Source organism: Paucidesulfovibrio gracilis DSM 16080 (genome assembly GCF_900167125.1).
Taxonomy (GTDB): domain Bacteria; phylum Desulfobacterota; class Desulfovibrionia; order Desulfovibrionales; family Desulfovibrionaceae; genus Paucidesulfovibrio; species Paucidesulfovibrio gracilis.
Genome location: NZ_FUYC01000006.1, coordinates 104,641 through 125,572 on the forward strand (window position 1 = coordinate 104,641; position 20,932 = coordinate 125,572).

General features: G+C 61.2%; 16 protein-coding genes and 1 pseudogene. 7 read left to right on the forward strand and 10 right to left on the reverse strand.

Going from position 1 to position 20,932, the window contains the following annotated elements; genetic code table 11:
* Nucleotides 1–81 precede the first annotated feature (81 nt).
* The 6 genes from B5D49_RS08435 to B5D49_RS08460 form a co-directional block, all read right to left on the reverse strand.
* Entirely contained in the window at nt 82–1,950 is a 1,869-nt protein-coding gene (locus B5D49_RS08435) for a M14/M99 family metallopeptidase (RefSeq protein WP_078717245.1), read from the reverse strand.
* Nucleotides 1,919–2,632: a hypothetical protein gene (locus tag B5D49_RS08440; protein ID WP_078717246.1), complete on the reverse strand. Its 714-nt coding sequence runs from the start codon at nt 2,630–2,632 to the stop codon at nt 1,919–1,921. The genes B5D49_RS08435 and B5D49_RS08440 overlap by 32 nt, the downstream gene beginning before the upstream one ends.
* Complete coding sequence (locus tag B5D49_RS08445) at nt 2,629–3,891, reverse strand: L,D-transpeptidase family protein (RefSeq protein ID WP_078717247.1); 1,263 nt, start codon at nt 3,889–3,891, stop codon at nt 2,629–2,631. Before B5D49_RS08445 ends, B5D49_RS08440 begins: the two co-directional genes overlap by 4 nt.
* A gap of 30 nt (nt 3,892–3,921) precedes the next feature.
* The gene (gene pyrE, locus B5D49_RS08450) at nt 3,922–4,479 is read right to left on the reverse strand and encodes an orotate phosphoribosyltransferase (protein ID WP_078717248.1); all 558 of its coding nucleotides are present in this window, start codon (nt 4,477–4,479) and stop codon (nt 3,922–3,924) included.
* Between the two features lie 3 nt (nt 4,480–4,482).
* On the reverse strand, nt 4,483–5,781 hold the full coding sequence (purB, locus tag B5D49_RS08455) for an adenylosuccinate lyase (RefSeq protein ID WP_078717249.1): 1,299 nt from the start codon (nt 5,779–5,781) through the stop codon (nt 4,483–4,485).
* A gap of 134 nt (nt 5,782–5,915) precedes the next feature.
* Entirely contained in the window at nt 5,916–6,272 is a 357-nt protein-coding gene (locus B5D49_RS08460) for an FmdB family zinc ribbon protein (protein ID WP_078717250.1), read from the reverse strand.
* A gap of 466 nt (nt 6,273–6,738) precedes the next feature.
* On the opposite strand from B5D49_RS08460, the gene B5D49_RS08470 reads away from it, so the two are divergent.
* From B5D49_RS08470 to B5D49_RS08480, 3 genes are all read left to right on the forward strand, one after another.
* Nucleotides 6,739–7,248: a hypothetical protein gene (locus B5D49_RS08470; protein ID WP_078717252.1), complete on the forward strand. Its 510-nt coding sequence runs from the start codon at nt 6,739–6,741 to the stop codon at nt 7,246–7,248.
* Nucleotides 7,249–7,902: 654 nt separating this feature from the next.
* Nucleotides 7,903–9,378, forward strand: a complete 1,476-nt coding sequence (locus B5D49_RS08475) for a HAMP domain-containing sensor histidine kinase (RefSeq protein WP_159447175.1) — start codon at nt 7,903–7,905, stop codon at nt 9,376–9,378.
* Nucleotides 9,368–10,732, forward strand: a complete 1,365-nt coding sequence (locus B5D49_RS08480) for a sigma-54-dependent transcriptional regulator (RefSeq protein ID WP_078717254.1) — start codon at nt 9,368–9,370, stop codon at nt 10,730–10,732. The genes B5D49_RS08475 and B5D49_RS08480 overlap by 11 nt, the downstream gene beginning before the upstream one ends.
* A gap of 73 nt (nt 10,733–10,805) precedes the next feature.
* On the opposite strand, the gene B5D49_RS08485 is transcribed toward B5D49_RS08480, so the two are convergent.
* Complete coding sequence (locus B5D49_RS08485) at nt 10,806–11,222, reverse strand: cytochrome c3 family protein (RefSeq protein WP_078717255.1); 417 nt, start codon at nt 11,220–11,222, stop codon at nt 10,806–10,808.
* 325 nt (nt 11,223–11,547) lie between these two features.
* Here B5D49_RS08485 and B5D49_RS08490 point away from each other — a divergent pair, with 325 nt between their 5' ends.
* Entirely contained in the window at nt 11,548–13,554 is a 2,007-nt protein-coding gene (locus tag B5D49_RS08490) for a PAS domain-containing hybrid sensor histidine kinase/response regulator (protein WP_159447176.1), read from the forward strand.
* Here the strand turns inward: B5D49_RS08490 and B5D49_RS08495 are convergent.
* The 3 genes from B5D49_RS08495 to B5D49_RS14855 form a co-directional block, all read right to left on the reverse strand.
* A complete protein-coding gene (locus B5D49_RS08495) occupies nt 13,548–14,903 on the reverse strand; it encodes a M48 family metalloprotease (RefSeq protein ID WP_078717257.1) in 1,356 nt (451 codons plus the stop codon). The two genes, B5D49_RS08490 and B5D49_RS08495, sit on opposite strands and share 7 nt — an antisense overlap.
* Nucleotides 14,904–15,100: 197 nt before the next feature.
* The gene (locus B5D49_RS08500) at nt 15,101–17,350 is read right to left on the reverse strand and encodes an AsmA family protein (protein WP_078717258.1); all 2,250 of its coding nucleotides are present in this window, start codon (nt 17,348–17,350) and stop codon (nt 15,101–15,103) included.
* A 120-nt stretch (nt 17,351–17,470) separates the two neighbouring features.
* Nucleotides 17,471–17,758 (reverse strand): hypothetical protein, encoded by a 288-nt coding sequence (locus tag B5D49_RS14855; protein WP_159447177.1) that lies wholly within the window; start codon nt 17,756–17,758, stop codon nt 17,471–17,473.
* A gap of 172 nt (nt 17,759–17,930) precedes the next feature.
* Here B5D49_RS14855 and B5D49_RS08505 point away from each other — a divergent pair, with 172 nt between their 5' ends.
* From B5D49_RS08505 to B5D49_RS15160, 3 genes and pseudogenes are all read left to right on the forward strand, one after another.
* Nucleotides 17,931–19,748 (forward strand): sigma 54-interacting transcriptional regulator, encoded by a 1,818-nt coding sequence (locus B5D49_RS08505; RefSeq protein WP_159447178.1) that lies wholly within the window; start codon nt 17,931–17,933, stop codon nt 19,746–19,748.
* A gap of 161 nt (nt 19,749–19,909) precedes the next feature.
* Entirely contained in the window at nt 19,910–20,260 is a 351-nt protein-coding gene (locus B5D49_RS08510) for a TlpA family protein disulfide reductase (protein WP_078717260.1), read from the forward strand.
* Nucleotides 20,257–20,913 (forward strand): annotated as a pseudogene (locus B5D49_RS15160) (CZB domain-containing protein); the annotation flags it as partial. The gene B5D49_RS08510 and the pseudogene B5D49_RS15160, both read left to right, overlap by 4 nt.
* Between the last annotated feature and the right edge of the window lie 19 nt (nt 20,914–20,932).

Here is a 20,932-nt window from a genome sequence, read left to right on the forward strand (position 1 = left end):
GATCGACCTATAGCGAATCCGGCCCGGTCCCGCCAGTGGCGGGAAAAGAGAGGACGCGGAACAGGGCGGCTTGAAAAAAGGTTAAAACGGACTTGAGAGTTCGGACTCCCCGGAGGACGGGGCGGTACGTTCGGCCGTGCGGGAAAGTCCGGCCCTGTCGGGCTGCTCCCCGCCCGCCAAAAAGGTCATGGTGCCGATGGGCGCGAAGGTGGTGGCCTGGCGCAGGGAGAGCCGCAAGGGACGACCCGGCTCCAGATGCAGGTCGGTTCCTGCGCGTACAGGCAGGTCATTGGCCGTGGTCAGGAGTTTGTTCGCCGGGCCGTTGCTCCAGGCGTCCTCCAACACATAGCGTCCTTCGGGCAGAGGAAAGGTTCCTCCGGGCTGCCAGGGAACCAGCACGCTGTCGCCGTGGCGGTCGCGCAGGCGCAGGGCATGGACCGTGCGGGGCTGCACGGAGATGTAGAATTCGGCCCGGCGCATGCTCGGGGTTTCGCGCACCACGCGGAACCGGGCGGTGCGACCGGCCTGGGGCGTTCTTCCGGCCCAGCGGGCCAGGGCGTTTCTGGTGGCGTCCATGGCCGAGTCGGCGTGGCTCTCCAGGCGGTACTTGTCCATGAAATTGTCGGGATCCAGAATGATTTCCCAACCGCAGTCCTGACCGTCGTTGGATCCGGCCTGGGCCACGTATCCTTTGAGATTGAGCACTTCTTCACGCAGGGATCCCCAGATGCCTTCGAGGATGAGCTGGTCGCCCACCAGGGCGCGCAATGTCTCGCCCTCATGCAGGAACCGGGGTTCACCGTTGAGCCAGCACACGAACACGGGCGGAGCCAGGGTTTCCGCTGTGGCGGGTTTGCCGCGCACCCGCACCCTGGCCGAGGCCACCTTGCGGCCGTCCGAGCGGACCTCGATGCCGTGGAAGGACTCCAGGGCCAGCCGGGGCGTATTGACTAGGTTCACGCCGGGCCGGTCCGAGGCGAAAACCGCCAGGGCCGGAGCCAGTTCGCTGTTGTCGGGTTCGGTTTCCACGGTAAGGGGGGCGCCCGGAGCCAGATCAATGGTGTGGCCGGGGGAAAGGGGCTGTCCGTTAACGCGGACATGCACATTGTCCGCGTAGTCCGCCACCACATCGGGCCGGATGGAAGGGGCTTCCACGTCCACGCCGTAATGTCGCAGCAGGGCCAGGGTCGCTTCCATCTGGCGCTGCACCTTCCAGTCCAGCTGGGTGATGCTCTTGCTCACTTCCACGGCCAGAGCCGGGATGTTCAGCGTTGTAAGCGCATAGCAGGTCAGGGATTTGCGCATTTCAGCATAGTTGGTGGCGTCGTCAAAGGTGCGGGTGTTGAAGAGCTGAAAGCGGTAACTTTTTGGGGAAATATGCGGATTCAATTCCGCGAGCACGTCGTCCACGGCGCGGCCCAGATTCAGCCGTCCGTAGACCATGGCGTCGATGATGATGGACTGGCCGTAGCGCATGGGATTGCGCAGGCTGTCCACATAGGTGGGATGATAAAAGCCACTGCCCTCATGCAGGTGGATGAGCGCGTCGGACTGGGCCAGGAGAAAGCGCACCACCCGGGCCAGCCGATCTTCGTAAAAGGCGTTGTAATCACGGTCGAACCGGCGGTTCATGTCCACATTGATCTGGCGGGTGCGCAGATTGATGGAGGGGACGTTGGCGCGCGGCACGATGATGAGGTTGCCTTTGCGCACCCGGGCGTGGGTAAGCAGTTGCGCGGTGATGAATCCCGAGGGTTCGTCGCCCTGGATGCCGCCCTGGACCATGATGGTTGGGCCGTCCTGGTCGCCGTGCAGAAAAAATACGGTCAAAGGGTACTGGGTGCCTTCAAAGAAGGTGAAGTCGTAGCGGCCGTGGGTCTCCGCGCTGGAAGGGACGGCGCAGAGCAGCAACAGCAGGCTAATCCAGGCGATGTTGGGGATATGTTTCACTGAAAATGACCTTTCCGTCTTCTCGCTTGACTGTCAATCGCACTCCATACACGCTGTCCGCTTCCACGGCATCGGGCAGGGAGATGCGCGCCCGCATGGGCTTGCGCCGTTGGATCTGGAAGGAGAGGTCCGTCCCCTGGGTCTCTAGAGGGACAACCCGGCCGTCGTTGGTGACCAGGGCGAGTTCGGTGTCGCCGCTGAGCAGCGTGTTGTTCAGGTTATTGAGCAGGTTGAAGTTCACCTGCAACTGCTTGGGACCGAGATTGAGGCGCATGTCTTCGAGCCGGACGGAGCCGGTGTCCACGCGGGGGAAGAGTTCAGAAAGATTGATGTCGGGGGTTTGGTCGTCCGCGTCCGCAGCGGTGTCCGTGGTGGCCTCGGGGTTTTGTAGCAGGCTCTGCAAATCGCTGGAATCATATGATTCCAGGATTTTTTCCATGTTTTCCAGGGTGGTCAGCCGCAGTTCCGCTTCCTTGAGCCGTCGGGCAAGTTCGGTATTTTCGCGTTTTAGGGCAAGGTTGTCCAGCAATGCGGTGGCACCGAAGTAAATGCCGCCCGAGGCCAGCACCACGAGCATGACCAGCGTGAAGACCAGGGCTTTGAGCCAGAAGGGATTCAGCCGGAACCGCCGGACGTCGAGGTCGTCCCGCATGAAGAGAATGCTGTACTTCGTGTCGTTCATAGTGCACTCCATTGCTCGCTGACGATACGCCAGCCTTGGCCTGTGGGCGTGAACACCAGGGTTTTGCGACCCTTGTCCTCATATCCCGTGGCGTCTTCATAGGTCTGAATGAAGGTGGCGGCGATGCCTCCGGAATGCAACCGGAAATCGAGATCTTGCAGTCCTACGCGCAAGGGGCGTTTTTCTTCCCAGAGCTGAGCCTTATAGTCACGGATGTGGTCCGCGCCGCGTCGGGAACCCTGCACGGCGTGCGGGTCATAAAAGCCGGCATAGGTGTCCAGGTCGCCTGTTTCCCAAGCATCGGCCCAGGAGCGGACCAGGGGGGCCAGGGTTTGGGCGCGGTGTTCAAGATATGTTTTTTGCAGGTCCGGCGCGGCGTCCGTTATTTCCCGACCCGCGATGCGCCAGTTCCCATCGTCGTCCTGCAACCAGTATAGCCGTTTGCCCACGGCCGAGGTGAGGCTGCCGGTGCGGTAGAGCTGGTCGAACCATGTGACCCAATACCCGGGTCCGGGCAGGGCATGGACGTTTTCGACCATCACGTCGATCCAGGGATGGCTGGAGAAGATCCGTTGCTTACGGTTCTGGAACCATTGGAAGTCAACGCCGGAACGGGTCATGCCCTCCGGGTCGTAATGGGCGAAGAAGTCGTCGCTGCGTCGGCTCCAGTCCTTGGCCCATTGCTGGACCGAGGAGACCAGTTTCCGTGCGAGCAACTGATCCTCGCCCGGAGTATCGGTCCAGTTCAGCTCGTCCGCGATGACCACGGGCGTGCCGGTGGCCAGGTCATTTTCCAGGCCGTCGATGTCCGGGTCGGCCAGGGCCACGCAGCCGCGTGTGTCGCGGGGGACGAGCTGCTTGCCGCGGCCGTGCAGCCAGATGCCAGAGCCGGTCTTGCCCCGGATGCGGTCCACGGGGTTGGGATAGTTCAGCGGATAGGCCACATCGCCGTAAAGCTCCCAATCCAGCCCGCCGCGCAGTCGGCTTTGAATGAAGTAGACGCCTTCCGGGGTGCGCAGGTCGCCCTGTACCAGCTTGTCTCCGTTGCTCTGTCCGGTGGTGCAGGGCAGGGACTTGAGCAGCTTCAGGGGGCTGCGCCGCGAGAGCATGAAGAGCTGTTGCCGGGCTTTGTCCACGGCCACGAGCAGTTCCGGTCCCTGTTCGTGCGAATGCAGCACGGGCCGCCACGCCCCGGCAAAGCTGGGCAGCGCGGTGAGAAGCGACAAGATGAGCAAGCAGGCGGCAGTGAGTCCCTTCATACGTATCCGGTGAGTTATGTTCGTTTTCCGCTATCGCCCCGCGGCCAGCAATTGCGCCCGCGTGAAGATGGATCCAAGGTTCAGCCCGGCCTGGGCCAACCGCTGCCGTCCACCCTCCTCACGGTCCAGCACGCAGAGTACGTCATCGACCTGAAGCCCGGCGTCCCGCACGCGTTCCACCGAGGTCAGCAAGGTGCCTCCCGTGGTGACCACGTCTTCCAGCAGAACCACACGGGATCCGGAAGGGAAGTTTTTTAGCCCTTCCAGGTATTGATTGGTACCGTGTCCTTTGGATTTCTTGCGTATAATAAAAGCCGCCAAAGGACAATTTTTTTCATAGGAAAGAACACTTACGGCGGAAACCAGAGGATCCGCGCCCAGCGTCATGCCGCCCACACCCGCGATGTCGCGGCCCTGGAGCATTTCCAGAAACAGGTTGGCGATGAGCCAGCCCCCTTCGGGGTGCAGAGCGGTCTGTTTGCAGTCAAAATAATAATCGCTTTTTTTGCCGGAGGTGAGGGTCACTTCGCCTTCCACATAGGAAAGCTCCAGCAGCAGCCGGGCGAGCCTGGATGTATAGTCGGACATGGATCAATCCTTTCCATAGACGCGGTCGTAGATTGTGCTTTCATACCGCAGGTAATAATTGGGGTCAAACGCATCCGCAAAATCCTCGGGTGAGAGGTGTTCGCAGAGCGCCGCGTCCGCTGCGGCCTCGGTCTGAAACGCCTTGCGTTCCTCCCAGCAGCGCAGGGCCACGGCCTGAACCATCTCGTAGGCTTTCTGGCGTTGCAGCCCCTTGTCCAGCAGCTTGACCAGCAGGCGCTGGGAATAGAACAGCCCGAACGAACCTTCCAGGTTGCGGTCCATGTTGTGGGCGTTGATTTTGAGGCGGTCCAAAAGGCCGGCCATGCGGGCCAGGATGTAGTCCATGAGGATAGTGGAATCGGGCATGATCACGCGTTCCACCGAGGAGTGGGAGATGTCCCGCTCATGCCACAGGGGCATGTTTTCCATGGAGGCCATGGCGTTGGTGCGCACCAGCCGGGACAGACCGCAGAGATTTTCTGCGGAAATGGGGTTCTTTTTGTGGGGCATGGCCGAGGAGCCTTTTTGCCCTTTGGAAAAGCCTTCTTCCACCTCCAGCACTTCGGTGCGTTGCAGGTGGCGCAGTTCCGTACCCAGGCGTTCGATGCCGCCGGCCAGAAGCGCCAGCGCAGTGAAATAGTGGGCATGGCGGTCGCGCTGCACGATCTGGGTGGAGAAGGGATCGGGTTCCAGGCCGAGGCGTTTCATGGCCAGGGCTTCCAGCTCGGGGGAAAGATGGGCGTAGGTACCCACGGCCCCGGAAATTTTGCCCACGCGCATGCCTTCACGGGCGGCTTCGAACCGGGCCTGATGCCGTTTGAATTCCGCGTAAAAGCCCGTGAGCTTCAGGCCGAAGCTGGTGGGTTCGGCGTGGATGCCGTGGGTGCGGCCCATGCAGAGCCGACCCTTGTGTTCGTCGGCCAGACGTTTGATGCTGGCCAGCAGATTTTCCAGTCCCTCGGCGATGATCCGGCCTGCGCGGGTCAGGAGCAGGCCGTTGGCCGTATCCACGATGTCCGAGGAGGTGCAGCCCAGGTGGATCCAGCGGGAAGCCGGACCGACTTTTTCTTCCACGGCCGTGAGAAAGGCGATGACGTCGTGTTTGGTGCGTTGCTCGATTTCCAGGATGCGGTCCAGGTCGAAATCGGCCTTTTCCCGGATGGTCTGCATGTCGTCCTGTGGGATGACGCCTTGTTCGCACCAGGCCTCGCACACGGCCAGTTCCACTTCGAGCCAGGCCCGGAATTTATTTTCCAGGGTCCAGAGCCGGGCCATTTCGGGGCGTGAATAGCGTTCGATCATTGGGGTGCCTCGTGGACTCCGGCGGAGCGGCGCGGGACGCGGAGGCGGGCCGGGGTCCGAATGCTGTTTCGGTTGACATGGACCGCCTGTGGCGGTCGCGAAAAAAAAGGCAGCCGGAGCTGCCTTTACATCTCCTAGGCGGAGGTGCCGACGCTGGTTGTGCCGGGGCTTTCGGATTTGCCGGGGCAGGCTTGGTCTTTGACCTTTTCCCGCTTTTCGGCGGCTTCGGCGGTTTTGGCTCCGTTTCCGTTGCCATTTCCATTGCCGTTGCCGTTGCCATTCCCGTTTCCGTCGCCGTTACCGCTGGGCGTTTTGCCAGCGTAGTCGGTCACGTACCAGCCCGAGCCCTTGAGGACGAACGAGGTGTTGGAAATCACCCTGTGACATTTCCCGCCACAGACTTTGCAGTCCAGTTCCAGGTCGTCGAAACCCTGCTGCCATTCCTCGAAGATCTGTTTACAGTCCTCACACTCGTATTCGTAGATGGGCATACCATCCTCCTTGGAAAGTGATGTGCTTGCCGCGCAAGGCGGCGCGAGCAAAGGCTACTTGGCGGCCTTGGCTTCGCGGATGCGCTCTTTGAGGCGCTCCTTGCGGCGTTTGCGGCGGCGGTCAAGTTCCTTTTTACGCTCGTGCTTCTTATGTTTGGCCATTGAAATAATCCTCCTTATGGCATTGTCAACGTGCATGTACCCGGGAAGCGAAAACCCATACCCCACATGCTGGGGCTTGTCCAGCACGGCGACCCGGCCCCGGGCTTGACGGATGCGGTTTTCGTGACCATTATCCCCCGACCCGGCAAGGGAAGCGGTTTTGAAGCGTTTCCCGGCATGGCGGAGACCGGAAGAGACGGTCGTTCGCTGCTTCGCGGCGGGACGGAGCGCGCGGGGCGCTCCGGTTTGAAGCGGTCCTGCGCACAGGGCCGCCCCATCAATCCACCAACCAACGGGACCAGCCATGAGTTTTAGCCTGAAAAGCATGAACATCGCCAAAGCATCCGAAGAATTGCTGCGCATCATGATGTTCGAGCAATGGATCCGGTTTTATTTTTTGGAGGACAGGGACGGAACCCTGTACGTGAACATTTCCCAGGAAGCCCTGGACCGCATCGGAGAACGGCAGGCCGATCTGCTGCCCCTGGCCGAGTTGATGAACGGCGAGGAAATCACCTACGAAAAATGCCAGGCCACGGTGTGTTCCTTTGCGGGTTCCCGCCTGGATGGACAGCGCTTTGCGCCTGAAGTTCTGCCCAAGGCCTTTGACTCCAAGGATTTCAAAGTGGAAATGTACATGTTCCAACTCTGGAACCGTTTGCATGAAAAGTTTCTGGACGAGCGGTTCCACGACTTTGAGGAGTGGGAGGAGATGATCGCGGAATGGAACAAGCTGGACGAGATCCGCGAATACCGCGAAAAGCTGATCCTCGGCGGACAGCAGGGCGCGGGTTCCGAGCCGCAGGTGCAGTAGTCCCAGCCCCCTGCAAGGCGTGGACGGGCCGGAAGTTCCTTTTGGAGCTTTCGGCCCGTTGCCGTTTGTGGGATTGGCGCGCAAAAAAAACGCGCAAACTTTGCTCTGCCCGTGCGGATTGCGGGATGAATATGGATTGCTGAAAAGAAAAACATAACGAAAATATTCGCTTTTTTGTTTCGGCACGGGTGTTGCTTTCCCTGAGGCATCATTGCCGGATGTTCGGCAGTGGCGCGGCGAGGATGCGGCCGGGCGCACGACCCGCGGACCCCGGGAAACCGATCCGTTGGCACAAGTGCCGGTTGCAAACTGAAAACCTTCACGCGTTACACTCTCACACTTCTTCGCCGGGAGGGGCGTCCATCGGGGACGCCCCTCCAGTCTCTTCCCCCCCCGCACACGATGCAGAACAGCATGAGCGCCCCGCATGCGGGATCGCCTCTTGCCGCGGCTTTTTTGTGCGCCTCATGTTCCTTGGTTCCCCTCCTTAAAAGCACATATCAAAAATACACGGCATCCGTGCTTTGTTCCGGCGGTGTTGGTCGGTTCTGGACCCGGCTCCGGCTTCCGTGTATCCAAAAGATCCATCGCCTTGAAACAACACCGTGTTTCGGCGATGCTGATTCGTTCCGTCAACTTCGGACCGGAGGCCGTGTGCATACCCGAATCCGTATGGGCATTACCGCCCGTTTGCTGCTTTGGTGCCTGGCGCTCATTGCCGTGTTTTACGCCACCACCGCCTATCTGCTTTCCGGTATTGACGAAATTGTGGCCGATTCCGGGGAGATTGTACGCACCAACCATGAAGTGGGCGTTGCCGTGCAGCGCATGCTCCAGCAGCTGGCCAAGCTGGAAGAGAACCGGAAACGATATGAAATCCTCCAGGATGACGCCTACATGGAAGCCGTGGTGCGCGACCTGGCCCAATTGGGCGACATGCTGGAACAGACCCTGGCCCAGCACCCGGAATATCAGGATGAATTCGAGCCGTTGACCCGGGAGTATTCCATCACCTTGAAGAAAGGCGCGGCCCCGGAGCGACTGCTCATGCCGGACCGCACCGTGGCGGGCTGGATGGAACGGTTGCGCGAGGTGCGCGACGACAACCAGCGCGCCATGGAGCAGCGTCTCGGCGATCTGAACCGGACCGCGTCCATGGCCTCCCGGCGGGGACTGATGGGCCTGGGGCTGATCATTGCCCTGGGGCTGACCGGTTCCCTGTTGTTTGCCTACGGAGTGAACCGGTCTTTGCGGACCATCCGTGCGGCTCTGCGGGAATTTGGACGCACGGGCCGGGCCACGTCCGTGGACGTACGCAGCCGCGACGAACTGGGCGAACTGGCCCAGGCATTGGACCGGCTCACTGCCCGGCTGGAGCGCGAGGAGCGCATGCGGGCGGATTTCATCTCCATGCTCAGTCATGAAATACGCACCCCCCTGACCAGTATTCGGGAATCCGTGGACCTGGTGGGAGACGGTTCCTTTGGTGCAGTGAACGAGAAGCAGCAGCGGTTTTTGGGATTGGCGGCCCGGGAAGCCGAACGCTTATCCGCGCTTTTGGAGCGGCTCATGCGGGTGTCCCGGCTGGAAGCGGGCAGGATGGATGTTTCGCCCGCGTCCCTTGATCCGCATACTCTGGCCCATACCGCGCTGGAGCGGGTGCGCCCCGCGGCCGCAGCCAAGGACATCCGCCTGGAAGCCCCCGAACCATTGCCGGAATCCGCATGGTCGGTGCGTGCCGACGCCGGGCAGGTGGAGCAGGTGTTGGTCAATCTGCTGGGAAATGCCGTGAAGTTTTCTCCCAGACGCGGAACCGTGCGGCTGGAGTTGCGCCGGAATGCCGAGGGCGTTGCCTTTGGCGTGTTGGACCAGGGACCGGGCATTCCCGAGTCAGAGCGCGAGTTGGTCTTTCAGAAGTGGTATCGTGGCGAGGCCGGCACGGTTGAGGGTGCGGGATTGGGGTTATATATTTCACAAAGCATTGTGCTGGCGCACGGCGGACGCATGTGGGTGGAGGGGCGCGACCCGGAATCGGGCTGCGCGTTCTGGTTCCTGTTACCCCATGGCAACGGGGGCGATGGCCCGGACCAAGGACAATCAACGGCAACGGACGGCGAACATGGCGAATAAGCGCGTGGTACTGGTGGTGGACGACGACCCGGGAATTTTGGACGTGATGGAGGCGCGCCTTGCCTCGGCCGGTCTGGAGCCGGTGCGTTCCGAGAATGCGGAACAGGCGCTGTCCATCATGGAGGATCGGGCCGTGGACCTGGTGGTCTCGGATGTGAAGATGCCGGGCATGGGCGGTGAAGGGCTGCTTGCCGAAGTGCGCGAGCAGTATCCGCATATTCCCGTGATTTTGCTCACGGCCTACGGCACCATTCCCGACGCCGTGGCCCTGACCCGGTCCGGTGCTGCGGATTATCTGACCAAGCCGTTTGACGGCAAGGAGTTGGTCCGCCGGGTGCGCGAGCTGCTGCCCCGGGAGGACGTCTCGGGCCGGGACGGGTGCGCTGAAATCCGCAAGGTGCTCTGGGGCGGTGAAAGTCCGGCCATGCGCCGGTTTCAGCAGTTGCTGGAGCGCGTGGCCCGCACGGACGTGAACGTGCTGGTGGCCGGGGAGTCCGGAACGGGCAAGGAACTGGCCGCCCGTCTGTTGCACCAGCTTTCCCGCCGTTCGGATGGTCCCTTTGTGGTGGTGGACTGCGGGTCCACTCCGGCCAGCCTTTTGGAAAGTGAATTGTTCGGCCACGTCAAGGGATCGTTCACGCATGCGCTCAGGGATAAAAAAGGACTCATTGCACAGGCCGACAAAGGCACCCTGTTTTTGGACGAGATCGGCAACATTTCACCGGAGATGCAGACGCGCCTGTTGCGATTTTTGCAGGAGGGCACCATCCGGCCCGTTGGCGATGTGCGGGACGTGCGCGTGGAAAGCCGGGTGGTGGCCGCCACCAACGCGGACCTGCGGGAAATGGTGCGTGGCGGCGAGTTTCGGGAGGATTTGTACTACCGCATCAAGGTGGTGACCCTGGTGGTGCCGCCGTTGCGGGAGCGTCCCGAGGACATCCCGCTCCTGGCGCAGCGTTTTCTGGAACGTGCCTGCGGGGAGCAGGACCGCGAGCCATTGCGGTTTTCGTCGGAGGCCATGGAATTGCTTTGTACGCATTCCTGGCCCGGAAATGTGCGCGAATTGCGCCACGCGGTGGAGGCCGGGGCCGTGTTTGCCACGGACGGGCTGGTGCGCCCGGCGGATTTGCAATTGGAGGATGTTTCCGTCCCCCGGAGTGCTGATCATCCCCGTTCCACGCAAGGGGACGATACGGAGCTTTCGTTGGAAAACAATGAGCGGCAGGCGATTTTGCGCGCCCTGGAGCATACCCGCTGGAACAAGACTGCGGCCGCGGATCTGCTCGGCATCAGCCGGCGGGCCATACATTATAAGATCAACAAATACGGCTTGCGGGAGCCGGGTCGGGAGTAGCCCCCTTGAAACGCGGGACGCGGCCCGCTCCACTTGGGAACGGACCGCGTCGGTTGCGGGTGGAGGTAAGGGGTTACTTCTTGCTGTGGCAGTCGTTGCACTTCTTGGGACCCTTGAACGAGGCGTCCGCCTTGAGCATGGCCGAGTGGCAGCCCACACAGCTGTTGGGTGCCTTGCGGCTGTGGAAGGCCGAGTCATAGGACGTGGGTTCCCGCTTGTTTTCGCGGCTGGTGTCGTTGTGACAGCCTTCCGTGTCACAGGTGGAAATGGCGCTTTCGCCGTCCCAGGTGTGATGGCAGGTCACGCATCCGCCTTCCACGCCCAGGTGTCCTGCATGGTGTTCAAACATGATGGGGGCGTACTTGGCGTGTTCCCCGGGGTACTTCATCTCCACGGCGTCCTTGGGGGCGTCGGCGGCAGCAATGGCCACCGCGGTAAGGGCACAGAGCAGCGCAGCCAGCGCCACGGCGATGATGGCAATCCTTCTCATATCGTTCCTCCTCGTTCGGTTGGATGGAATCGGATCGACCGTATTCCTCTCCTAAAGCATCCTGCGTTTTTTTGAAAGGGATGGAGCAACCTGTGTGCCATAGTTGCCACGTGTTGATATTTAATGAAAAAACAGATGGTTCATGTTGAGGGGTGTTCCCTTTTTGCGCACGCACGGACCAAAATGTCTCACGTTTTGGGAGAGATTATAACGCTCGCCCCTCGGGAACTGGTGAGAGCAATGGACAGCGGGACGTGGATATGCTCCATTGAACATGAAGGAATTGGATTCTTGTTCCTGTAGTTTCTCGAATGGAGGGCAGGCCGTGGCGGAAAGGAAACGCAACACCACAGGACTCAAAGCCACGTTGCGCACTTCGAACCGGCAGGGAAAACCAGGTACACTGCAATGGCACGTGGAACATTCGCCGCTGGCTGTCGTGGTCTGGGATCGCGATGGCCGCATCCAATACTGGTCTCGCCGGGCTGAAGAGGTGTTTGGTTGGTCCGCCGAGGAAATCTGCGGACGGACATGGGCTGACTGGCGGTTCGTTCATGATGAGGATCAAGCGGATGTGGAGCGCCGCATTGCCCGGCTCTACCGAGGGGAAGAGCAGTATAATATCTCGGAAAATCGGAATTATACCAGGACCGGAGAGGTCCGGTATTGCCGTTGGTTCAATTCCGCGCTTCCGGGCGAGGACGGAACCGTGGAAACCATCCTTTCCCAGATCGACGACATCACCCATTATAAAATCGATGAGTTCCGGTACCGGGGCGTGTTTGAGAACATGCCCGACGGCCTGGCCGTGTATCGTTGGGACGAGGACGTGAACGGATTCGTTTTTTCGGATTTCAATCCCAGCGCCGAGCGCATCACCAAAGTAACCAAGGCCGACGTGGTGGGCCGTCCCCTGTTGGAATGCTTTCCACATATGGATCGGTTCGGGTTGGTGGGGACATTGCAGCACGTCATGCTGAGCGGCGAGCCTGTAGACCTGCCGCCCCGTTGGTATGAGGATGAGCAGCGCCAAGGCTGGCGGGAAAACCGGGTGTACCGGCTTTCCTCGGGTGAAGTGACGGCCATTTTTGCGGATGTGACCCGGCGAATGCAGACGGAAGAGGAATTGCGCCGGGCCATGAGCCGCGCCGAGGAGGCCAGCCGGGCCAAAAGTGAGTTTCTGGCCAACATGAGCCATGAGGTGCGAACCCCGCTTAACGGGGTGGTGGGGCTGTTGCAGTTGCTGGAGACCACCGGACTGGCTCCGGAGCAGAGCGAATATGTCCGCACCGCGCTCCGATCCTCCTTGCGGCTGACGCGTCTTCTGGGTGATATCCTGGACATCTCGCGCATTGAGGCGGGCCGTTTATCCGTAACGCGGGAACCGGTTCGCCTGCGGGAACTTTTCCGCTCCATTCGGGAATTGCTGCTGCCCACGGCCGAGAAAAAGGGCGTGGGCCTGGAGTTGCATATCCATCCGGAAACGCCCGACCTGGTCATGGGCGACCCTGTGCGCCTCCAGCAGGTGCTATTCAACCTGACGGGCAATGCCGTGAAATTTTCCAGCGGCGGCACAGTGCGGCTGGAGGTTTCCCCGCTGGAAACAACGGAGCAGCGAACCCGCCTACTGTTCGTGATTTCGGATTCGGGCATCGGCATTCCCGAGGAGGCCTTGGAGACCTTGTTCCAACCGTTTACCCAGGTGGAACGGGATTTTAACCGTCGATTCGAGGGAGCCGGACTTGGTCTTTCCATTGTCAAGCGCCTGCTGGACCTCATGGGCGGGCATGTGGCCGTGGATAGTGAGCCGGATCGCGGCACGGATGTGTATGTGAGTTTAAGCCTGGATGTACCGGACATCCAGGCGGAGGCGGCGGCCACGGGATCCGAATCGCAACCTGTTTCCGCAGAGGGAATGGATCTGCGCGGCCTGCGGGTGCTGCTGGCCGAGGACGATGCCGTGAACCGCATCGCAGTGACGCGATTGTTGGAACGCGCGGACATCCGTGTGCAGAGTGTGGTGGATGGCGAGCAGTGTCTGGAGTATTTGCGACACCATACCGGGCCAAAACCGGATGTACTGCTTCTGGATATCCAGATGCCCCGGCTGGACGGGTGGGATACGTTGCGCACCATCCGTTCCGAGTTGCGGCGCGATCTGGCCCGGTTGCCCGTGGTGGCGCTCACAGCCCACGCCATGCGGGGAGATCAGGAAAAATTGTTGCAGCACGGGTTTGACGGATATCTTTCCAAACCCGTGTTGCTGTCGAATCTATTGCAGGAAATCCGCCGGGTGCTGGCTCTTGGAGCCGGTGGTCAAGCGGATCACTGAACCACGCCCCACGTGCGCAGCCGCTGATAGGCATACACGGCCTGATCACCCTGGCGTACCTGCTGGAGGTAGGAATAGTAGTGGGAACTGGCCTGTTGCTTGTTACCGGCTGCATCCATAGCGTATCCCTTGAAGAATTCCATCTGAATATTGCCGGGCAACATGCGGTCGTAGCGTACGAAGTTTTCGTAGGCGGCGTTGTAGCGGCGACCCATGAGCCGGGCCACGCCCATGTTGAGCTGCGCCCTGGGTTCCTGCGGATAGATCTGGCTGGCGCGGCGGGCGTATTGTTCCGCCTTGCGCGGACGGTCCAGCGCGGCCTGGCACTCGGCCATCATCAGTAGACCGGCATAGTCGTTGGGCTGCATGTTCAGGGCGCGGGAGTAGGACTGTTCCGCCTGCATGAGGTCTTCCTTACGCATGTGGTCCGAGCCGTTTTGCAGCTCCTTGACCACGCCTTTTTGTCGCCGCAGTCGCGCTGTATGGTCCATGAACCGCTCCCTGTTGGAAGGGAGCCTGGTGTAGGGCTTGTATTTGCCGTTCACGGCCTTGACCGCGGTGGCATGGCGTTCGGAACTCATGGGGTGGGTGGCGAACATGGTTTCAAGAATGGTGGGCTTGCGCTTGTTCAGACTCATGAGCAGTTCATGCAGTCCGACCATGCCCTTCGGGTTCAGCCCGGCGCGGGTGGCGTATTCCATGCCCAGGTCGTCGGCCTGCCGTTCGTTTTCACGGCTGTAGTGCATCAGCAGGGCGGAGGTGCTCAGGGTTCCAAGCCCCGCGATGAGCGGCTGCCATCCGCTGCCCGCCTGGGAGGTGGCATACGCCGTGGCCCCGGCCATGATCGCGGAGAGCACCAGCCCCTTGCTTCTGGACGCGCTGGTATGCCGGGCGTTGACGTGTCCGTTCTCATGGCCGATCAGAGCGGCCAGCTCGGCTTCGTCTTCCAGCTCAAGCAAAATACCCCGGGTGGTGGCGATGGACCCGCCGGGAAAGGCGTAGGCATTGACGTAGGTGGCGTTCAGAACCCGATAGTTGTAGGGCATGTCCGGCCGGTGGCTGAGCCGTCCCATCTTTTTGCCCAGCGAGTCCACGTAATTATTCAGGGCCGCATCCTGAACAGGACCGTAGTCATTGGAAAATTGATGCGGAGACGCGTTTTGATCCATGGCGATCTCATCTTCCTTGGAATGGAACATGAGCTGGCTTTGGCCGGTGACGGGATTGACCGCGCATCCGTCCAACAGGGGAGCCATCACGGCCGTGGCCGTGAACGCTGAAGTGAGACGGAGAAAATCGCGACGGGTAAGCCCGCTGCGTTGCAGGTCCGTGTCAAAGGATTGGCTCATGTGCGGTCTCCTTGGCAGTGTATCGGGCATGGAACATGCTGGAAAAATGTGAGAAAACGTTTGCCCGATGCATATTGGAAAAAACGATGAAGCTTTCTTTCTTTTACGCCCGTCATTGGGGTTTGGCAAGACATCGGCCCGCCCGACCGGGGTTCCGGTGCGGACGGACCGTTACTGCCGTGTGCCGGAATCCGGCGTTAGAAAAGGCCTTTCAGCCCCTTTTCCACTTCGTCCAGGGGATTGGATGAGGAGGATTGGTCCGGAGCGGCTCCCTGTGTCGGCTCTTCCTTGGCCGCGCCCTCGTTTTTGGAACCCAGGCCGCCCACCGCGTCCAGGAGCGCGCCCGGGGTGTCCAGCACGGTTTCCGCGCCGTCGCCCAGGATGTTCAGCGCGCCCCCTGCGATCATCTCGGCCCACTTCACAGGATCGGGCCAGAAGTGCAGATCGTCGAAATCGCCCTTTACGCGGATGGGAATGCCGATGCCCACGTAGTCGGCCTTGTCGCCCCGGCCCTGTCCCTCGGTGGAGGCCAGGAGGGCGCCCACAACCAGATAGTTGACCGAGTTTTCCGGCAGGCTGACCACGCCTTCGCCGTCGGCCTGCAGAAACGGGGACTTGAAGAGGAAGTCGCGGTTGTCCACCAGACCGTTGGTGATGGTGGCGGAGCCGGAGACCAGGCCGAACTGGGTGCGTGCATCTTCCTGGGTCTGAATCTCACCGTCACCCGAGGATTCAAGTTTGCGGTAGGCCTTGGTCATCACGCCTGCCAGGTCCACGCCCGGAAACACGCCGTCGTGGATGTCGAAACGTACGTTGCCGCTCAAGGTCCGCTTGAGCTGCTCCAGGGTGTTGCCCCGGACCGTGAGCGCTGTTTCGGCATTGGTGCGTCCGCTCAGGGATTCCTTGCCCTGGATGGCCTGGAGCAGGGGACCGATGGCCAGCCCGTTCAGATCCAGGTTCAGGGCGTAGTTGGGAATGGTGCCGCGCACGTCCATGCTCATGGACGAGGTCAGGTCGCCTTCGTAGAGGGTGAAGGAGGCGGGTTCCACCTTGAGCAGACCGTCGCGGGCCGTGATGAGAATCAGAAGGTCGGAGAGTTCCGCGGGTGAGGCCTTGAGCTGTCCCACTTTGAGTAGGGCGTCCAGCCGGAGCGAGCGCAATTGTTCGGCAACGGCCTTGGGCAGCAGGGGCTTTTCGTCCTGCCCCGCCGGAGTGGTTTGCGGATCCGTTTCCGCCTCGGTCTCGGCCGGCTCTTCGGCCTGGGGCGCACGGTAGGGATCCAGATTCAGGGAGTCGGCCTGGATTTTGACGTCGTAGGCGGGGACGTCTCCGGCGATCATGCTGGCCTCGCCCGTGATTTCCTGTCCGTCCAGGTTCAGGATCAGATCATGCACGGTGGCCGCATCCGGGCCGTAATCAAAGCCAAGAGCCAGGGACACGTTGCCCAGGGCCGTGGGATCGGTGGTTTCGGGGGGGGTCTGGCCCAGGGCGGTCAGCAGCTTTTTTGCGTCAAAGGGATCCACGCGCAGGGTACCCTTGGCTCGGGGCGCGGACTTGATGTCCGAGGCGGCCAGCTCGGCGTTCAGGGTCACGCCGTAGACGTTCAGGGTCAGTCCTTCGGTGGTGACCACCTGACGGCCCAGGTCCGCAAGCAAGGTTCGGGCATCGGCCTGCACAGTGGTTTCCCCACCGGGTACGGCTTCTCCCCGGGCCTGGACCGTGGCCTGCAAGTCGTTCAGCTCATAGACCTGCTGCGCCAGATCCAGGGCAGCCACGGCCTGAACCTGAATGTCGGCCCCCAGGGGCGGCTGGGAGCTTTCAAGCCCCAGGGAAACCTTCATATCAAAGGGTTGCCCCGGCTGCACCTCACCCAGGCGGAGATTCAGCCCCTCCAGGGCAAAGCGCTTTCCCGCCTGCCGGTCGTCGAAAAGAATGTTGGCGTCCGTGACGTTCAGCCCGCCGATGGCCAGGTCCAGGCCTTGGCCGGCCTTGTCCGCGCCGGATTGGGGTTGCTCTTCCGCCGGGGCGGTTTCCGCAGCGTCCTTTTTGCCCAGGGCTTCCCAGTTGGCGGCGCCGTCCGCATTGCGCAACAGGTTCAGCCGCAGTCCCTGCACGTCGATTTGTCCGGCCTGCACCGAGCCGGAAAGCAAGGGCAGCACCTGGAGGCTGACGGACGCGCTTTGCAGACTCACGAACGGCTCATCCCCAAAGCCCGGCGGGTTGCCCAGCCGGACCGCGCCGGTGTCCACGCCGATCCAGGGGAACACCCGCAGCTCCAGGTTGCCTTCAATGGTCAGTTCCATGCCCGTGGTTTCGTACACGGCTTTGGTGATGTCGTCCTTGTATTCATTGGGATCCACCAGCAGGACCACCAGGGTAAGGCCGACGGCCAGCAGGACGGCCAGGCCGCCCAGGACGAGAAGAATTCGTTTCAATAGTTTGGTCATGGTGTCCACTCCCAGAAATCGGAGGCATATCCTCCGGCTGTTTTGTCGGGTTTGGCATCCGGTATAGCACAGTTCCAGGACGTATGGAACGCCGCTCTCGTGACGGGGAACCGGGCCGCGTTATGGACGCGGGGTTTGTGCGCTCTCCGCGTTGAAGATGGCCTCGTCGGCCCGGCAGGAGTCGGCGCACACGCCGTCGCAACAGCGCAAATCCCCGCAGTCCGCGTCCGTGACGCAGGGCGCGCCCGGCCATTCCGCCAGATCCGGACTCATGCGTTGCTGTTGCGGCGCAATCGTGGCGAACGGTGTGGAGACGGCCGGACCCGGGTCGGCTGAAATGCACGGAGCCGCAAGGCTTGGGGCGGCAACGAACAAAACCGACAGCAAAGAAAGAAAAAAACGGACCATGGCGTTCTCCTGGATGATGGATGTTGAAAAAATTGATACCGTTCCCGCCAGGGAATCGTCAATAGTGCAGGTCGGAAATGAAGGCTCGCGCAGGGGATTGCAGAGGCGCTGGCGACCTGTGGCGGACCGCGTGAAAGAACACACGAAGAGGCGTTGCAGCCAGGGGGAGAGGATGGCCGAAAAAAAAGAGCGGGACAAAACAGCACCGAATCGGGAAGGTTTTTCCGATCTGGACGGCATGCTTTGTCCCGGGGATGTGGCTGACGGGACAGCTCTGTGCGCGGCCTTGAACGCCCTTCGGGAACGGGACGAGGCGCTTCGCGGGGTGCTGGACGCCACGTCCGATTCTATCATGCTGCTGGACCGCAACGGCGTAGTGCTGCTGGGCAATGCCACGGCAGCCCAGCGGTTCGACCTGGATGTCGATTCCCTGCCTGGCCGCGTGTGCTTCGACCTGTTCCCGGACGACATCGTGGACAAGCGCCGGGCCGCGTTCGAAGAAGTGCTGCGGGAAAAGCAGCCGGTCCTGTTGCGGGATGAGCGCCGGGGCATGCATATGGAGGTGCGGTTGTATCCCGTGTGCGGCGGAGGCGGGGAAGTGCGCCGGGTGGCGGTCTATGCCAAGGACATCACGGAAAACGTGCGTCAGGAGGCCGCGGGACGACGGCTTCGGGAGCGTGTGGAAGGGTATCGTCGCAATTTGGAGGCGATTTTTACCAGTCTGCCCGAAGGACTGCTTATTGTGGCCGAGGATATGACCGTGCTGGAGGCCAACAGCGCCTTCGAGCGCATCAGTGGCCTGCGTCGCAAGTCCATTTTGGGACGCCCTCCCGTGGACGAGCCTGGATCCTGCATGGCCGGTTGTCTGAAAATGCTGCGCCGTACCGTGGAACGGGACGAACCCGTTCGGGAATATCGGTTTGAGTGCCGGGACGGGAACGGTGTGTCCAAGGTGGTGGTGTTGAACACCGCACCCTTGTCCGGCACGGGGTCGCCGTTGAACGGTGCGGTATTGATCCTGCGCGACGTTTCCCGGCTGGTACGGCTGGAAACCGAACTGGCCCGGCAAAATCGTTTTCATGATCTGGTGGGCCGTTCCGAACCCATGCGGGAGGTGTTTTCCCTCCTGGACCGGTTGGCGCATCTGGACAGCACGGTGCTGCTTCTGGGGGAATCCGGCACGGGCAAGGAGTTGGCGGCCGAAGCGCTGCACCGCCAGGGAAGCCGGGCCAAGGGACCGTTGGTGCGTGTCAATTGTGCGGCCCTGCCCGAGGAATTGTTGGAGAGCGAACTGTTCGGCCATGTGCAGGGAGCGTACACCGGGGCATTGCGGGACAGGGTGGGACGTTTCCAGGCGGCAGAGGGCGGCACGATTTTTTTGGATGAAATTGGGGAGATTTCCATCCGCACGCAGTTGAAGCTGCTTCGATTCCTGGAGAACAGGGAGTACGAGCGGCTGGGGGAATCCGTGTCGCGTCCTGCGGATGTGCGCGTGGTGGCGGCCACCAATGCGGATTTACCGGCCCTGGTGCGCCGGGGCGTGTTTCGCGAGGATCTCTATTACCGGCTCAAGGTCATGGTGATACCGCTCCCGCCTCTGCGCCGTCGTACCCAGGACATCCCGCTGCTGGTGAACCATTTTGTGAGTCTGTTTCGTACCCGCATGGGGCGTGATGTTTCGGAACCCTCGCCGGACGCGCTGGAATTGCTGCTCAATTATCCCTGGCCGGGCAACGTGCGGGAGTTGCGTCATGCGGTGGAACATGCGTGTATTCTTTGTCGGGGCGGCGTGTTGCGTCCGGAACATTTTCCACCGGAACTGCGTTCGTCCCGCCGGGAACGTGGGGCGCGTCCTGCCGGACTGGACCGTTCCGCCATTTTGTCGGCGTTGGAAGATTCCCGTTGGAACCGTAGCCGTGCGGCGCGTGCCTTGGGCATCAGCCGGAGCAGCTTGTACCGGCGCATGGCGGAATTGGAACTGAAACTGTAAACAAATGACACAATATGTGTCTGAACAAACTGTCCCATGGGACAGTTGCGCGCGGTGTCGGTATTGAACAAAGTTGTGCTTAATTGCCTGAAAGAACAGCGTTTTCACGTAACCTCCCAAACTGGCGCATCTTTTGCTAAGTCCGTTCAAGGAGCGAGGCCATGCTGAAAGATGTGCATCCCGCTGATATTGAACGCTTGTTGCGTGAAGAACGGCCCATGTTTCTCGCCTGTGTGCATCGGGACGAGGAGTACGAACAACATCGCCGTGTGGTGGAAGCCGCAACAGAGTCGCTCCCGGCCCATGTTTTCGCTCTGTGGGCCGAAGTGCCGCGGGTTTCAGCGGTCATGTTGCGGCTGAACATCCATGGCACCCCCACCTACCTTGTTTTCGATGCCTACGGTGAGGAAAGAGGACGGCTGGAAGGGCGGGCCGACCAGGAAGCATTGGAACGTTTACTGCGTGAAGCAAACGTTTTGGGGGCAGTTACCGGATCGGAGGACTCGGCATGAAACATTGGAAGGATGTACGCCTTGGAGGAAAATTTTTCATTGGGTTCGGGCTTGTGCTCGGACTGCTGGGCGTGCTTTCCGTGTGGGCCGTTTTGGGCATTGGCGGCATTGTCCGCAATGCCGGCGAGGTCATTGAGGGCAACAAGCTGCGCGGCGATTTCGTATTGCGCATCGTGGACCATCTCAAATGGGCGGAGCAGGTCAACGAGTTGATCACGGACAAGCATGTCTCCGAACTGCACGCGGAAACCGATCCGAAAAAGTGTGCGTTTGGTCGGTGGTATTACGGCGAGGGCCGGATCCGGGCGGAAAGATTGGTGCCTGAGATTGCCCCGCTCATGGAGCGCATTGAAAAGCCCCACCGGGAGCTGCATGAAAGCGCTGTGAAGATCGCGGAGTTGTACCGGGAGGTGGATCCGCAGTTGGTGGGGTTTCTGTATGCCCGCCAGGTGGACCACCTGCTTTGGTCCGCTCAGGTAGTGGAGGCGGTCAATGGGCGTCAGCCCCGGGTGGATGTGCAGGAAGATCCACGGGAATGCGGTTTGGGGCAATGGCTTTATGCGCAGGAAACCCGTGAAATGATGCAGAAGGATACCGAGTTCGCGGCGCGTGTGCAGCCGCTTTTTGAACCGCATGCCCGCTTGCATGAATCGGTTGTGGAAATCAATGCCC